13 protein-coding genes are annotated in these 16,243 nt (G+C 64.4%); 7 read left to right on the forward strand and 6 right to left on the reverse strand.

All coding sequences use genetic code 11. The features are described 5' to 3' along the window. Positions 1-236: 236 nt before the first annotated feature. From purB to DLM85_RS22505, 7 genes are all read left to right on the forward strand, one after another. On the forward strand, positions 237-1,589 hold the full coding sequence (purB, locus tag DLM85_RS22485; protein ID WP_111480430.1) for an adenylosuccinate lyase: 1,353 nt from the start codon (positions 237-239) through the stop codon (positions 1,587-1,589). A 296-nt stretch (positions 1,590-1,885) separates the two neighbouring features. Next, entirely contained in the window at positions 1,886-2,557 is a 672-nt protein-coding gene (locus DLM85_RS26250; protein ID WP_111480431.1) for a LuxR C-terminal-related transcriptional regulator, read from the forward strand. Positions 2,558-2,611: 54 nt separating this feature from the next. Next, on the forward strand, positions 2,612-3,346 hold the full coding sequence (locus tag DLM85_RS22495; RefSeq protein WP_111480432.1) for a helix-turn-helix transcriptional regulator: 735 nt from the start codon (positions 2,612-2,614) through the stop codon (positions 3,344-3,346). A 656-nt stretch (positions 3,347-4,002) separates the two neighbouring features. Continuing rightward, positions 4,003-8,325, forward strand: coding sequence for a T9SS type A sorting domain-containing protein (locus DLM85_RS22500; RefSeq protein ID WP_111480433.1), 4,323 nt, complete (start codon positions 4,003-4,005; stop codon positions 8,323-8,325). A gap of 101 nt (positions 8,326-8,426) precedes the next feature. Next, positions 8,427-8,600 carry a PID-CTERM protein-sorting domain-containing protein gene (locus DLM85_RS25640; protein ID WP_165822261.1) on the forward strand — a complete coding sequence of 58 codons (174 nt, stop codon included), beginning with the start codon at positions 8,427-8,429 and terminating at the stop codon, positions 8,598-8,600. A gap of 236 nt (positions 8,601-8,836) precedes the next feature. Beyond that, positions 8,837-9,004 (forward strand): hypothetical protein, encoded by a 168-nt coding sequence (locus DLM85_RS25645; RefSeq protein WP_165822262.1) that lies wholly within the window; start codon positions 8,837-8,839, stop codon positions 9,002-9,004. 95 nt (positions 9,005-9,099) lie between these two features. After that, a complete protein-coding gene (locus DLM85_RS22505; protein WP_111480434.1) occupies positions 9,100-10,200 on the forward strand; it encodes a glycosyltransferase family 9 protein in 1,101 nt (366 codons plus the stop codon). Between the two features lie 322 nt (positions 10,201-10,522). Here the strand turns inward: DLM85_RS22505 and DLM85_RS22510 are convergent, their stop codons facing one another. The 6 genes from DLM85_RS22510 to DLM85_RS25825 form a co-directional block, all read right to left on the reverse strand. After that, entirely contained in the window at positions 10,523-11,647 is a 1,125-nt protein-coding gene (locus DLM85_RS22510) for a glycosyltransferase (protein WP_111480435.1), read from the reverse strand. Positions 11,648-11,814: 167 nt separating this feature from the next. After that, on the reverse strand, positions 11,815-12,759 hold the full coding sequence (locus DLM85_RS22515; protein ID WP_243636092.1) for a glycosyltransferase family 2 protein: 945 nt from the start codon (positions 12,757-12,759) through the stop codon (positions 11,815-11,817). A gap of 28 nt (positions 12,760-12,787) precedes the next feature. Beyond that, positions 12,788-13,321, reverse strand: a complete 534-nt coding sequence (locus DLM85_RS22520) for a DUF4199 domain-containing protein (RefSeq protein ID WP_111480437.1) — start codon at positions 13,319-13,321, stop codon at positions 12,788-12,790. 34 nt (positions 13,322-13,355) lie between these two features. Further along, the gene (locus DLM85_RS22525; protein ID WP_111480438.1) at positions 13,356-13,874 is read right to left on the reverse strand and encodes a DUF4199 domain-containing protein; all 519 of its coding nucleotides are present in this window, start codon (positions 13,872-13,874) and stop codon (positions 13,356-13,358) included. 69 nt (positions 13,875-13,943) lie between these two features. Further along, the gene (locus tag DLM85_RS22530; RefSeq protein WP_111480439.1) at positions 13,944-15,986 is read right to left on the reverse strand and encodes a BatA domain-containing protein; all 2,043 of its coding nucleotides are present in this window, start codon (positions 15,984-15,986) and stop codon (positions 13,944-13,946) included. Between the two features lie 77 nt (positions 15,987-16,063). Continuing rightward, positions 16,064-16,243, reverse strand: a 180-nt coding sequence (locus DLM85_RS25825) for a hypothetical protein (protein WP_207891086.1), incomplete at its 5' end; no start/stop codon positions are given.

Here is a 16,243-nt window from a genome sequence, read left to right on the forward strand (position 1 = left end):
GGGTCGAGAGAGGGTATTGGACGGCGGCCCGGGCCATTTTCGTGCCGGCCCGGCGCTGCCCCTGGAACAAAAGTACCATAAACTGCCCCTACGCGCCGAGCTTCTTTGCGTTGCCGGGGCCGCCGGGCCTCGCTACCTTCGCCCCCGAATCAAGCCGGAGTGCCGCCGCGGGCAGGCAGGAGCCAGTGCTTCAGCGTCTGAAACCCCGGTGGCGGGCTCCGCAGTTCCGCCCCATCATGCTGCACGACGCGCTGACGCCCCTTTCCGCCCTCTCGCCCCTCGACGGCCGCTACCGCCGCCAGACCGCCCCGCTCGCCCCGTATTTTTCCGAGCTGGCCCTGATCCGCTACCGCGTGCTGGTGGAAGTGGAGTACTTCATTGCCCTCTGCGAGCTGCCGCTGCCCCAGCTCACCGGCGTCGACCGGGCCGCGTACGAGCCGCTGCGCCGCCTCTACCAGGACTTCACCGAGGCCGACGCGGAGGCCATCAAGGCCCACGAGCGCGTGACCAACCACGACGTGAAAGCCGTGGAATACTGGCTGCGCGACCAGTTCACCGGCCTGGGCCTGGACGAGTACCTGGAGTTTATCCACTTCGGCCTCACCTCGCAGGACGTGAACAACACCGCCGTGCCGCTGAGCCTGCGCGAGGCCCTGCAGCGCGAAATCTTGCCCGCCTACGAGCAGCTGGCCGACCAGCTCCGCTCATTCGTGGCCCAGTGGGCCGCGGTGCCCATGCTGGCCCGCACCCACGGGCAGCCCGCCTCCCCCACCCGCCTGGGCAAGGAGCTGGACGTGTTTGTGGCGCGCCTCGAAGCCCAGCTGCACCAGTTGAAGCAGGTGCCCTACGGCGCCAAGTTTGGCGGGGCCACCGGCAACTTCAACGCCCACTACGTGGCCTACCCCGACGTGGACTGGCACGCGTTCGGTACGCGGTTCGTGAACGAGCAGCTGGGGCTGCACCGCTCCTTCCCCACCACCCAGATCGAGCACTACGACCACCTGGCGGCCACCTGCGACGGGCTTAAGCGCCTCAATACCATCCTCATCGACCTGGCGCGCGACGTGTGGCAGTACATTTCGCTGGGCTACTTCCGCCAGCAGGTGAAGGCCGGCGAAGTGGGTTCCTCGGCCATGCCGCACAAGGTCAACCCCATCGACTTCGAAAACGCCGAGGGCAACCTGGGCCTGGCCAACGCCGTGCTGGAGCACCTGGCGGCCAAGCTGCCGATTTCGCGCCTGCAGCGCGACTTAACGGACTCTACCGTGCTACGCAATCTGGGCGTGCCGCTGGGCCACATCCTGATTTCGCTCACGGCCCTGCAGCGCGGCCTGGGCAAGCTGGCCCTCGACGAAACCGCCCTGCGCCGCGACCTGGAAGCCAACTGGGCCGTGGTGGCCGAGGCCATTCAGACCATTCTGCGCCGCGAGCGGTACCCCGACCCCTACAACGCCCTCAAGGCCCTGACCCGCACCGGCACCGCCATTTCAGCCGCGGCCATCAGCGAGTTTGTGGAGGAGCTGGCCGTGAGCGACGCCGTGAAAGCGGAACTGCGCGGCATCACGCCCTGGAACTACGTGGGCGCCTAAGTTCGTCCGGCTTCGGCCCCGCCAAGATGCCCCGCCCACATGAAGCGGGGCATTTTGGTTTCCCAATGTCCCATTGAGCCTGCAATAAGCTTCTCTGATTAGCAGTGAGTTAAGAAGGCCACTCTCAATTTGAGACAAAAACCAGTAATAATATTTGATATACATGATTTTATGATGAAGATTGTACATCATCTAAACGAATGATCTGTGGCGTAGGCCGCTGGCGCAGGATTGTTTCGGCTGGATTTCCCGTCCCCGGACGCTGCTTTTTGGCAGCCTCCTACTCCGCGCCTATTATGACCACCGAACAGCAGCGCATGCAAGACTGCATTGCCGCCATTGCCTCCACCGCCGACTTTCACCCGGGCATCCTGATCGTTCACCACATTCCGAGTACCACGGTGGCTTATATGTCGCGCCGCGGGCTGCAGCTGCTCGGCATCACCGCCGAGGAGCTGCAGGCCCTGGGCGCCGACTACCACCAGCGTTTTTTCAACCCCGAGGACGCGGCCGAATACGCCCCGAAGCTCTGGGCGCTGGTGGCGCAAAACGATTTCGAGCAGGTAATTTCGTTTTTTCAGCAGGTGCGCACCCTTGAAAGCCCCGACTGGAGCCTCTACCTGAGCGCCGCCCGCCTGCTGCTGCGCGGCGACGACGGCCTGCCGCTGCTGCTGCTCTCCAACTCCTGCGCCATCGACCCGAGCAGCCACATTCCGCTGAAAGTGCAGCGCCTGGTCGACGAAAACAACTTTCTGCGGCAGCACGCCGCCACGTTTGCCAGCCTTACCGGGCGCGAGCGGGAGGTGCTGCGCCTGCTGGCGCTGGGCCACAGCGCCCCCGAAATTGCCAAGGTGCTCTTTATATCGGCCCAAACCGCCGAAACCCACCGCCGTAACATCCGCCAGAAGCTCGGGGCGGAGTCGGCGTTTGAGCTGGGCCAGTTTGCCCGGGCCTTCGATCTGATTTAAACCGCCGCCCCAACGGCGGATTACTACGCGCTTGCTTACTGCTGCTCCACCGTTATGTCCCATTCCGACGCTTCTGCACCCCTGCTCGTGCCCGCCACCGAGCAGCACCCCGCCACTGCCCGGCAGCGGGCCCGCATAGCCGCCGCCGTGGCCGAAATTGCCGCCACCGCCGACCTGCATCCCGGCGTTATTATCATTGCCAACCTGCTCATCGACCGCGTCGAGTACATGTCGCAGCGCGGCCTGCTGGAGCTGCGCACTACGCTGCCCGAGCTGCAGGCGCTGGGCCCGGGCTACTGGGAAACGTACTTCAACCCCACCGACTCCGCCGACCTTCTGCCCAAAGTGTACGCGATGATTCAGAACCCCGACCCGTGGGCGGTGGTGAGCATATTTCAGCAGGTGCGCATTGCCGAAGACCGGGGCTACGTGTGGCACCTGAGCGCCACGCGGGTACTGCTGCGCGACGAGGACACCGGCCAGCCCCTGCTGCTGGTCACCTCGTCGGTGCCCGTGGACCCGCTGCACCACGTCACGCACAAAGTGAGCCGGCTGCTGGAAGAAAACAACTTCCTGCGCCTGAATGCCCCGCGCTTCGCCACGCTCACCGGGCGCGAGCGGGAGGTGCTGCGGCTACTGGTGCTGGGCCACAGCGCCCCCGAAATTGCCAAGGCGCTTTTCATTGCCCAGCAAACGGCCGAAACGCACCGGCGCAACATCCGCCAGAAGCTCGGCGCCGATTCCCTGTTTGAGCTGAGCCAGTACGCGCGCGCCTTCGACCTGATCTAGGCCTCTGGGTACGTTGAGCGCCGTCAAGGCCGCGCCGGGCGCCGCAGCTCTACCGCTTCGTTGAATCGTGCGGTAGAGCTGCGGCGCCCGGCGCGGCCTGGGGTGCATCGGGCACCCATTGCGTTTTCAGCCCCGGCCGAATCCTGCTGCACCGGCTCCGGCAGCGGGTAGCCGGAGCCGCGGGGCGGCCGCCCGGCAGCTCCGTGCAGCGACGTCCCGGCCCCTCGCAGGCAATTATATTATTTCCTTTAAAGATGAAAAATACCCGAAAGTGGGTATTGGATCCGGGTGGCTTACCCGGCAATTTTGCTGTACTCAACTGGCGCCGGAATGTGGTGTTGGGCGGCCTATCAGCTTGTTGCCCTGCTGGTACGCTTCGTGCCCTAATTCCGCCCGTACGCACTGTGTTGGCTGCCGACTGGCGGCCTCTCTTTTCTACCTGCCGCTGCCTGCCCGGCCAGTCAGCGCTGATGCTTCCGGCAGACGAGTCCGCCTTTTGGGCCCTTGACCCTGCTCCTGCCCCGCCGGCTGCCAGCTATAAGACAAACGGATTCTGCCCCGCGCGCCCGTGGCCTGCCTACGGGCGCGCGCGCCTTGACTTGTTGGGCCTTCTCGGCCCGGCGTGAATACATCCACCTTTTCCCACTGAGTCGCTTATGACACACCTCAACCCTATCCGCTCTGCGCTCTGCGGAGCTGTTGCCGCCTTGGGGCTGGTAGCCGCAGCTAGGCCGGCCGCGGCGCAAAGCTTCAACTTCCGCGCGCAGAACGCGCAGGTGCTCGCCACTACCTACGCGAGCCTGGACACTGCGGGGACGGTCATTGCCACCGCCAACTTCGACGACGCCGACTCAGCGCCGCAGAACATTGGCTTCTCGTTTCCCTACAACGGGAGCACCTTTAGCAGCTTTATCCTGAGCAGCAACGGCTTTATCAAGCTGGGCAGCTCCCCGCTGTCGGACCCGTACCTGTACCTGGTATACGCCCAGACCGAAATGGTCAACGGGCAGCTGGTGTATCCGGGCGGGCCGATTGCCAGCAGCGACTCGCGCAGCAACAACATCATTGCCCCGCTGGCCGTGGACCTGGCCGGCGCCCTGAGCGGCGGTACCGAATACCGCGTGGCCACCACCGGGGTAGCCCCCAACCGGGTGTGCACCATTCAGTGGAAAAACGTGCGCGACAAGCCCAAGCAGGCGTCCGCGTCGAACACTACTACCATTGGCACGCAGTACGCCAGCATTTCGTTCCAGGTGAAGCTGTACGAAACCTCCGGGCAAGTCGACTTCGTGTACGGCCCCAATACGGCCGGGCCGGGCCCCGATGCGTTTCGGAGCGTGGCCGTGGGCCTGAAAGGCAACAACAACGGTCAGGGCCTGGCTGGCGACGTGGTGATGGTGGATAAGGCCTCGGCCACCGCCTGGAGCAGCGCCGTCTTCTACGACAACTACTACGTCGGTACCGACCCGTTCAACATCCGTAGCTCGGTGCGCCCCGTAGCGGGCAACACCTACCGTTTCCGGGCCAATGCCGCCAACGATGCGGATGTGGCGGCGGTGTACACCCTGGGCCAGGTGCCCGTCGGGCGCTCCTTGGCCGTGCAGGCCGTGGTGCGCAACGTTGGCACCCAAACCCTGACCAACCTGCCCGTGACGCTCAACGTGTCGGGGGTAAACACGTTTTCCAACGTTCAGCTCGTGGGCAGCCTCGCGCCCGGCGCCAGCACCACGGTGACGTTTGCGCCCTACACGACCTCGGCGCAGCGCGGCAACAACGCCGTGGCGGTGAGTGTGCCCGCCGATGCCTACGCGGTGCGCAACTCGCTCCAGGTCACCCAGGCGGTGACGGCCAGCACGCTCAACTACGTGCAGCCGATTGCCGGCTCGGGTATCACGCCTTCGTACTACGGGTTTGATACCCGCGAAGGCATCACGGCCGTGAAGTTCAACAACCCAACGGTTTCCACCCTGCTGTCGGTTACCAACTTCATACCAACCGGTAGTAATTCGGTCGGGCAGGTCATCTATGCGGTGGCACTCAATGCGGCCGGTACCCAGATGGTGCGCACGCCGGACTACACCGTGCGCGCGGCCGACCTGGGCACCAACGTCACGTTCAACTTCACCACGCCCGTGGCCCTGCCGGCCGGCGACTTCCTGGTAGGCATTGCCCAGCCCGCCAGCGCCGTGGCGCACTACCCCATCGGCCTGCTGTTCGAGACGCCGGTGCGCCCAGGAGCCTTCTACGACCGCGGCTCCCTCACCACCGGCACTTTTTCCGACCGCTCCCTAGTGAGTTTCGGACCCTTCCTGATCGGGGCCGTGCTAGCCCCCTCGCCGGTCATCAGCGGCTTCACGCCGGCCAGCGGCCCGGTGGGCACCAGCGTGCGCGTCAACGGGGCCAACTTCAACGGCACGACGGCCGTGACTTTCAACGGCACGACGGCGCCGGGCTTCGCCGTGGATACGGCCGGCACGTCGCTGACCGTGCTGGTACCCGCCGGCGCCAGCACCGGCCCCATTGCCGTGGCTACGGCCGGGGGCACGGCTACGTCGCCCACCAGCTTCACGGTGACGGTGGCGCCCACCATCACCAGCCTCTCGCGCCCGCAGGGGCCGGTGTCCAGCACCGTGCTCATCAACGGCACCGGCTTCACCGGGGCCACGGCCGTGACCTTCAACGGCACCGCTGCCTCGTTCACGGTCAACTCCAGCACCCAGATTTCGGCGGTAGTGCCCGCCGGTGCCACCTCGGGCCCGATTCAGGTGACCACGCCCAACGGCTCGGCCACCAGCGCCTCGTTCACGGTCCTGGCCGACCCGGTCGTGTACTCCTTCTCGCCCGCCAGCGGTGCCCCCGGCACCCAGGTAATCATCACCGGGGCCAACTTTGTTGATGTAGGCGTAGTGGCGTTCGGCCAGGGCGCGCTCATCGGCACGGGCTTCACGGTGAATTCGCCGAACCAGATTACCGCCTTCGTGCCGGCCAACGCCACTACGGGCTTTATCGGCGTCAACAACGGCGGCAGCACGGGCCTGAGCGGTACGGTCTTCACCGTGGTAGCGGCGCCGACCAACCTGACCGTCAGCAGCGCGCAGAACATCAGCGGCTCTTACAACAACGTGACCATCACCGGCACCGGCGTGGCTACGCTCACCGGCCCGCTTTCCGTAGCGGGCACGCTGACGGTGCAGACCGGCGGCGCCCTGCTCACCAACTGCCAGCCCGTGCGCGGCCTTGGCAGCTTCACGCTGCAGGGCGGCGCCACGCTCGGCATCTGCGACGCGGGCGGCATCCGTGCCAGCGGCGACACGCTGGGCGCCATTCGCCTGAGCGGTGCCCGCTCGTTCAGCTCCGACGCCGTGTACCGCTACAACGGCAGCCAGGCCCAGGTAACGGGCTCGGGCCTGCCCGCGCAGGTGCGCACTCTGGAGCTCAGCAACGCGTCGGGCCTGCGCCTCTCGCAACCCGCCGCCGTGGCTCAGGTACTCCGGCTCAACAGCGGCGACCTGAGCACCAACGGACAGATGCTCACGCTGCTTTCGTCGGCCACGGGCACGGCCCTGGTGGACAACACCGGCGGCGTAGTCAACGGCACGACCACGGTGCAGCGCTACATCAGCCCGGCCCTGAACGCCGGCCTGGGCTACCGCCACCTGGCCACCCCGGTGACCTTCGACCCGGTATCGGACCTGGCCACCAGCAACTTCACGCCGGTGGTGAACCCGGCCTACAACACCTCGGCCACTCCCAGCCTGGTGACGCCTTTCCCCACGGTGTTCGGCTACGACCAAAGCCGCCTCGCCACCACGACCAACAACCTGTCGGCCTTCGACAAGGGCTGGTTCTCGCCCGCGGCGCTGACCAGCCAACTGAACGCCGGCCAGGGCTACACCGTCAATATGGCCGCTGGCCAGACGGTGGACTTCGTCGGGGGGCTGATCAACGGCAACTACTTCTACAATTTTGCCCGGGGCACGGATGCCGCTGCGGGCTGGCAGCTGCTGGGCAACCCCTACCCCGCCCCGCTCGACTGGAGCCGGGTGGCCGCCGCTGACCGGGCGGGCCTGAACGCCGCCATTTACGTCTTCGAAAGCACCGGTCCCTACGCCGGCCGCTACCGCAGCTACGCCAACGGCATCGGCGGTAACCCCATCGTGCCGCTGGGTCAGGGCTTCTTCGTACGGGTAGCCGATGGCCAGACCAGCGCCGCCCTCACGCTGCGCAACAGCCACCGCCTGACCTCGCCCGACGCCACCCCGCTGCTGCGCGGCACCGCCGATGTGCGCCCGCAGGTGCAGCTGGCGCTGCAGGGCGCCGGTTTGGCCGATGCGGCCTACGTGTACTTCGAGGCTGGCGCTACCAACAGCGCTGATGCGGAGTACGACGCCCGCAAGCTGCCCAACACCAACGGGCTGAACCTGGCCGCGCTGGCCGGCCCCGAGGCCCTGGCCGTGAACGGCCTGCCCGCGCTGACCACCACCACGGTGGTACCGCTGCAGGTGGCCGTACCGGCCGCCGGCTCCTACACCCTGCGCGCCGAGCAGTTGCTGAACTTCGTGGCCGGCACGCAGGTGCTGCTGCACGACGCCCTCACCGGCCAGGATATCGACCTGCAGCGCCAGGCCAGCTACAGCTTCACGCACAGCGGCGCCTCTACGAGCCGCTTCAGCCTGGTGTTCCGCCCCAGCGGCGTGACGGCTACGGCCAGCGCCCGCCTTGCCGATCAGCTGATGGTATTCCCCAACCCCACGGCCGGCTCGTTTACGGTTCGCCTGAGCGGGGTAGCAGTTGGGCAGCCCGCCGACGCGGTGCTCTACAACGCCCTGGGCCAGGCCGTGCAGCGCCGCGCGCTGCCCCTGACCAGCAGCGGCCTGCAGGCCGAATTTGACGTGACCCGGCTGCCGGCCGGCGTGTATACTCTGCGCCTGGCCCTGGCCGACGGCACGCAGCTCACCAAACGCGTGGTAAAACAATAATGCTTCTCTCGCAACCTACCTCCACTTCCCTGGTCCAGTCGGCCACTTGCCCGCCATCCGCCGCCCGGCGCACGTGGGCCGCCTGGCTCTGCTGCGGGGCTGTGCTGCTGCTGCTGGCCGGCACCAGCGCCCGGGCCCAAACGCCGGGCTCGGGCGGCCCCGAGCCCGGCACCCCCGCCGAACCCACGGCCGTGCCCCTCGACGGCGGCGCTTCGCTGCTGCTGCTGGCTGGCACGGGCATTGCCCTGCGCAAGCTGCGCCGCCGCCGCGCCTGATACCTCCCTGCTCCATAAACAAGTGAAAAGCCGCTTCCCCCGGGAGGCGGCTTTTTTCGTGCGTCGGGCGCGCGTCGTTGCTGAAACGGGCGCTGGCCGATAACCCGCCAACAGCCCGCCGGGCACGGCTCACCGGGCTTACAGTCACGGGTTTACTCGCCGCATTATACCCGAAAGCAGGTATTGCAATAATCCGTTGACGTATGAATATTTGCCCGTACCCCACCCGCAATCCTATGCCGGCTGTTTCCCCCTCGCCCGCGCCGCCCGTCGTACTGGTTCATGCGGCCTTGCCGGTGGCCCCGCAGTTCATCGATCTGGCCTATCTGGGCTCGGGCCGGCCTATCCCCGCCACTTCGCAGCCCGAGCCCGTTGCCCCGCTCCGGCTTTCGTCGGCCTCGTGACCAGCGGCCCGGTGGGTGGTTAACCGCCGGTATCGATTCGGCCGGCAGCCCCCGGAAGCCCTATCTTCGTGGCTTCTTCCCAGCTGCCCTGCTTCATGCCCGACCTCCACGGCATCACCGTTCACCCCGACTGCCGCCACTTCCGCGGCGACCTGCCCTGCCGCCCCAACAAAGAGCACGGCTACCAGTGCGGCTCCTGCCCGGTGTATGCGCCGGTGCAGCAGCGCATCCTCATCATCAAGCTCGGCGCCATCGGCGACGTGATTCGGACCACCCCGCTGCTGCGCCGCCTGCGCCAGGAGTACCCGCAGGCCTACATCACCTGGCTTACGCACACGCCCGCCATCCTGCCCGCCCACGACGGTCCCGACGAGGTGCTGAAGTTCGAGCTGAGCAGCATCGTGCAGCTGCAGGGCCGCGAGTTTGATATTGTCTACAACCTCGACAAGGACAAGGAGGCCGGTGCCCTGCTGAACGGCATCAAGGCCGGGCAGAAGTTTGGCTACGCCCTGCGCCCCTACGACGGCGTGGTGTGGCCCGTCAGCGCGCTGGCCGAGCATAAGTACCTCACCGGCGTATTCGACGAGCTGAGCCTGCAAAACCAGAAGCCCTACGTGCAGGAAATCTTCGAGCTGTGCGGCTTCGCGTTCCGGGGCGAGGAATACGTGTTCGACACCCACGCCGACAAGGGCTACCAGTGGCCGATGCTGCCCCCGGCGGGCCGCCGCGTGGGCCTCAACACCGGCTGCGGTGACCGGTGGACCACCCGCCTTTGGTCCGACGAGAAGTGGATCAGCCTGATCGGGCAGCTACAACAGCACGGCTACCAGCCCGTGCTGCTCGGCGGCGAAGCCGAAGACGCCCGCAACCAGCGCCTATTCGCCGCCACCGGGGCCACGTACCCCGGCACCTTCCCGCTGCCGCAGTTCATCAATCTGCTCGACCAGATGGACCTTATCGTGACGCAGGTGACCATGGCCATGCACATCAGCATCGCCCTGCGCAAGCCCACGGTGCTGATGAACAACATCTTCAACCCCTACGAATTCGACCTCTACGGCCGCGGCCAGATCGTGCAGCCCGACCGCCCCTGCGTGTGCTTCTACCGCGGCAGCTGCCGCCTGGGCACTAGCTGCATGGAGGAGCTGCCGGCCGAAAAGGTCTTCGCCGCCGTGCAGCAGAGCCTGCCGGGGTAAGCTGTTGCAGCGAAGTCAGCTACGCAGCTGGTCGTCATCGATGATTTTGCCCTTGTGCGAAGTCCCATGTGCCCGGAAACCCTGGTTTCCGGGCACATGGGACTTCGCACATCGATGAAAACGATGGTTTTCGAACAGCTATGACTTCCTACGTAGGCAAAAACAATGGTTTCTGAGCGTATAGGACTTCCTACCAGGCCAGAACCGTTGGTTTCCGGGCACGTGGGAAGTCCTATCTGCTTCTCAACAGTGGTTTCCGGGCAGGTGAGAATTTCTGAGTGCTGCCGGGTTGGGGCGGAGCAGTTCAGCTCTTGCCTTCTGGCTAGGCCACGGCTTTGAGCGCCTTCACCATCTCGCTCCACGAAAACTGCTGCTTGTAGTGCCGGGCGCCCGCCTCGAACGTGGCCTCTTTCTCGGGGTGCGTGGCGAAGTCGACCAGCGCATCGGCAATGGCCTGGGGGGTGGGCGGCACCACGTAGCCTACCTCGCCGTGGGGAATCAGCTCGGCCAGGCCCCCCACGTCCGTCACCAGCATGGGCCGTTCGAAGTGGTAGGCAATCTGGGAGACACCGCTCTGAGTAGCGTTTTTGTAGGGCTGCACCACCAGGTCGGCGGCCGAAAAGTAGTCGGCTACCCGCTCGTTCGGAATGAAGTCGGTGGCGCGCACCAGGCGGCTTTCCAGGCTGTGCGTGCGGATCAGCTCCTCGTAGGGCGCCGCATCCTCGTAGAACTCGCCGGCCACGATGAGCTTCAGCGGCAGCTGGCGCAGCCGCTCGTCGGCCAAGGCCTGCAGCAGCAGATCGAGGCCCTTATAGGCGCGGATAAAGCCGAAGAACAGCAGGTAGCGGTACTGCGGATCGAGCCCGAGGCGGCGCAGGGCCTCCGGCTTGGGCACGATGGGACCGAAGTTGTCGTAGAGCGGGTGCGCTTGGTAGCGGGCGGGCTGCTTCAGGCCCAGGCGGCGCAAATCGGCCAGCACCGCCCGGCTCATGGTCACGAAGCCGTGGTTTTGGGGCAGAAAGTAGCGCGTGAGCGGCCGGTCCCCCGGGCGGGGCTCGTGCGGAATGGCGTTGTCCGTGATGGTGACGAGGCGGGTGTGCCGGTTGCCGCGCACCAGGCGGGCAATGGTGCCCAGCGCCGGGCCCATAAACGGCAGCCAGAAGCGGAATATGACCAGATCGGGCCGCTCCCGCCGCAGCTTACGCCCCACCCGCCACCAGCTCAGCGGATTCACCGAGTTGATGCTGACTTCGATGTCCAGGTCCTGGGGCCCCGCCTCGGTGCTATACTGCGTGGTGCCCGGAAACAGAAACTCCGGGTACTGCAGGCTGAACGTGACGATGCGCGCCTCGTCGCCGGCTTCGCGGAAGGCCCGCGCCAGCCGCTCGTTGTACGTCGCCAGCCCGCCTCGCAGCGGGTACGCCGGCCCGATGATGACTACGCGCATGGATTGATGGGTTGGGAAGGGAATACAGAACGTCATCCTGAGCAACGCGAAGGACCTTACTCGCTCCCTGCACCAGCGCCGAAGTCTACGACTTAACCGGCGGTGCAAGAAATGAGGAAGGTCCTTCGCTAAGGCGGACGCTGGATGAAGGATGACAAATAAAGCGGTTAATCCAGATTCAGCCGCTCGCGCACCAGGTACTCGCGGTGCCCATTCAGCTGCACCATTTCGGCCAGAAACCCGACCAGAAACAGCTGCACGCCCACCACCACGGCCACCAGGGCGAAGAAGAACAGCGGCTGATCCGTCACCGAGCGGGCCCGCAGGTTGTGCATCGACAGCCAGAACTTTTCGCCCGTCAGCCACAGGGCAATAACGGCCCCGACGAAGAAGGCCAGCACGCCCATGGTGCCGAAAAAGTGCATGGGCCGCCGCCGGAACCGGCTCACGAAGGTGATGCTGAGCAGATCCAGAAAGCCGTAGACGAAGCGCTCCAGGCCGAACTTGGTCACGCCGTACTTCCGCTCCTGGTGCTGCACCACCTTCTCGCCGATGCGCCGGAAGCCGGCCCACTTGGCAATAACCGGGATGTAGCGGTGCATCTCGCCGTACACTTCAATGCTCTTCACCACGCGGTGGTTGTAGGCCTTGAGGCCGCAGTTGAAGTCGTGCAGCTGAATGCCCGAAATCCAGCGCGTCACGCCGTTGAACAGCTTGGTCGGAATGGTCTTCGACAGCGGGTCGAAGCGCTTTTTCTTCCAGCCGCTGATCAAATCGTACTGCTCCTCGGTGATGAGGCGGTACAGCTCGGGCAACTCCTCGGGCGAGTCCTGCAGGTCGGCGTCCATGGTGCACACCACCCGGCCGCGCGTGGCCCGGAAGCCCGTGTCCAGCGCCGCCGACTTGCCGTAATTGCGGTTGAAACGGATGCCGCGCAGGGCCGCGTCCGCGGCCGCCAGCTCTTCGATTACTTCCCAGGAGTTGTCCGTCGAGCCGTCGTCGATCAGGATGACTTCGTACGTAAGCCCGTGGGCCTGCAGCACGCGCCGAATCCACTGCGTCAGCTCCGGCAACGATTCAGCCTCGTTGAGCAGCGGAATGACGATGGACAACTCAACGGGAAAGGGTTTCGAAGCAGAATTACTCAAACTCGGGGCGGTTACGCTTGGTGATGGCCGAAATAATCAGGGAGAGCAGAAAAGCGAAAAACGCCGTGCCCAGCACCGCTAACAGAATACCCACCGGGCCGGTGCCGCTGAACTTCTGCGTCATCTGAATGGCCTGGTCGATCTGCTCGTCGCTCATCTTGCCGTCGGCCTCGAACTTGGCGCGCAGGGCGTTCATGGTGTTTTCCACGTACTGCGGATCGATGAACGTGATGTAGATGTAGCGGAAGATGCCGCTCAGCAGCCCGATGACGGCGCCCGCCACGGTGGCAATGCCCAGGCCCTGGCCGTAGGACATAAACCCGGCGTTGTGCTCCTTGTAGTAGCGGTGCGCCAGCACAATGCCCCCGATCAGGATGATAAACGTGATGACGCCCATGGCGGAGTTCTGCTCCATCCCCGTCATCATCAGGATAAACGAGTAAATGATGGTGACAATGCCCGTAATCACGCCGTAGCGCAGGCCGGCGGCGGTGGTAGTAACGGCGGAGGTAGTGGTGCTTTCCATAGGAAAAGTGTTGGGGTTGTGAGAGAAGAAGGTGTTACCGGCGTAAGAAAATAGCCCCGGGCAAGATAAGGAACAGCCCCGCTATTAATTTCTTTTGAAATTCCTCGTTCGCCACGCCCCGCGCCGTCCCCGCTGCCACGGGCAAGCTCCGCAGATTGGCCTCGTACGCGGCCGTGCTCAGCTCTTTTTCGCTGAACTGCCTGCGACTCGCCCGCACGATACTGGTCGATTCCTCCAGGTTTCGCCGCAGCAACGGCTCCCCTCCCGCTCGGGCCACGCTATAAGTTCCCAGCGCCGACAGCACCGCCGTCAGCCCGGCGGCTACCAGCCCTACCAGCAGCTGCCGGCCCAACGAGGCCCATTCCCGGTACTGCTTGCGCACCTGCCACTGGGCCACCACTGCCGCCACCGGCGCCACCAGAATGCTCATCAGCCGCTTCGGCCCAAAAGGGTTTTGCCCGGTGGCGTACAGCAGTACGGTCCACGCAATGCAGATGACACCTGCCACCACGCCCACGCGCAGCGCCGTCCGGATTACCGCTTGATTATTCATGCTTACAGCCGGTCTGCTTGCTGACCGAAGCGGCAAGTTAGGCCTCTTTTTATCAAGTTTCGCCCCCTGCTACGCCGCCTGCGCCGTCAGCCGCTCCCGCCGCTGGCCGAAGCGCAGCACCAGCACTTCGCCCAGCAGGCACAGCAGCGCCCCGAGCAGGCAGTAGCGCCACAGCGGCGTGCCGTTGTGCTCCTCGGCCAGCTGAGCCGCCGCGCTTCGCTCCCCGCCGGCTTCGTACACGTGCACGTTCGGGTAAGCAGCCATCAGCTGCCGCAGTTCCTCCGCCGAATACTGCGCCAGCTCCGACTCCTTTTTGTCTACGTTGAAGGCCAGGGTCGTGAGCACCTGGTCGTTCAGCGTGAGCTGGTAGTAGCCGGGCTGCCGCATGGGCGTCGGCAGCTGCAGATACAGCCGGCCATTGCGCACCTGCTGCGTCGGCACGTACGCGTTGCTGTCGTTACGCAGCTTATAAACCTGCTCGGCGCCAGCCGTTGCAGGTACCGGCGGCCGTAGGACCACAGCCCGGTCCGTCAGGCGGTAAGCCGGCAGCTGCTCACTGGCCTTGCTCAGCGTGGCCAGCCGGTACATCACCGGCACGAACAGCGGATGTTCGGCAAAGGTCGAAAACCCGGTCTGCAGCGGCGAGGCAAACAGATACACCATTCCTTCGCCGCTGCGGAAACCTGAAAGGAACGGTTGCCCATCCCGAAACTGCAGCACGTCGGTCGTCGAGCGGCCCCAGCTAAGCACCGGAGTGGCCACGGGCATATCCGGCTGCCGGGTTTGCTCCGCGAATACATCCTTAAAAAACGGGCTCTGCTGATTTGGTACGGCCACTTCCTGAGCTGCATTACCCGAAGTCCAGCGCACCGAGGTCAAGCTCAGTGTAGCCCACAGCTGCTCGTAACCTGCCCGCAGGCCCGTGGTCGTCGGCGGTACTACCACCAGCGTGCCCCCTCGCCGCACAAATTCTGCTACTGCCGTTTGCCAAGCACTGCTCAGGCGACTATTGCCTTGAATCAACACCAAATCGGCGCCGGCCACGGCGGCCGTGTTGTTGTCGGGCCGCAGCTGGGTGTAGGCAAATATGGTTTCGTTCGGATACAGCTTCTGCGTCGCCGTGCCGCTGCCACTCACGTCCAGCACCCGAATACGTCCCGACGGTTTCAGCGTGAAGTAGTAGGTGTTATCGTAGGTTACGGGCTGCTCCTCGATTTCAACCCGGCAATACTGCGTCGCCGTGCCGCTTAGCCGAACGCGCATCGTATTTTCCACCATTTCACCTGCCGGTACCGTGTTGGTGTAAGCCGCTACCTGCCGCTGACCAATAAACACGCGCACCTGTACATTGGGAGCAGCCTGGCTGCCACCATTACGCAGGCGCACGTGTAACGGCAACTCCACGTTGCTACGCACAAACTCTTCCGGCGAGAATACGCTGTCCACGTAGATATTAGCCGTGGCTCGGGGAGTTAATGGCAGCAGGTATACTTCCCCTGCTCCCCTCAGACTGCGCACATCCGCAGGACCAAAACCCGTTTTTTGAAAGTCCGAGGCTACAAACGTGGTCTGCTTGACTCCAGCTAGCTGATTCTCCAACTGTCGCAGTTCTGCGCCAATGCCAGCACTGGCAGCCGAAGCAGTCAGCTGATCCAGTTCCTCTGTCAGCTTATCCGCGTTCATACTGCCTTGCGGAGTACGGCCATTCCAGATACGGTATTGTGCGGTCCTGGGAAAAGCCCGAGCAATGCTCTGGATTTCCTCTACCCCCTGTTCCAGCATCGGCTTCCCCTGACTGGTTTCCGCGGTCATGCTGGGCGAAGCATCGATCAGCACATTGGTATCCGCCCCGATTGCCGTCTTTTGATCAGATGCAGGAATGAATGGCTGACAAAACAGCAATATCAACAAAGCCATAAAGCCTAAGCGCAGCCCCAACACCAACAGGTGTTGCAATCGGCGCTGTTTAGCACTCAGTAGCTTGACCTCGCGGATGAATTCAACATTGGTAAATAGCACCCGTTGAGGCCGGCGAAGCTCATATAAGTGTAAAAATACAGGAACGCCCAAAGCCAGCAAGCCCAGCAAAAACCATGGATGAGTAAGCGTCATATACTTGATTCAGGATATCACCTGTTACTTCAAAGAACGCAAAATCAGTCCAAAAGACGCCCCACAAGCTGATTCAGCTATAAATTGAATCTGCAAAGCCATAAATAATTGTTGTCGCCTGCTCCAGCGTTAGCGGTGCCGTTTGGGTCGATAAGCGCATTCAGACCTCCGTAGCAGGCGTATACGCCGCCGGTGATACCACCCCCGCCGCCCAACAAGCCATAATTGCGGCAGCGGAAGGGGCGCAGGCGGGCATC

It is taken from the genome of Hymenobacter edaphi (assembly GCF_003258365.1).
Lineage (GTDB): Bacteria > Bacteroidota > Bacteroidia > Cytophagales > Hymenobacteraceae > Solirubrum > Solirubrum edaphi.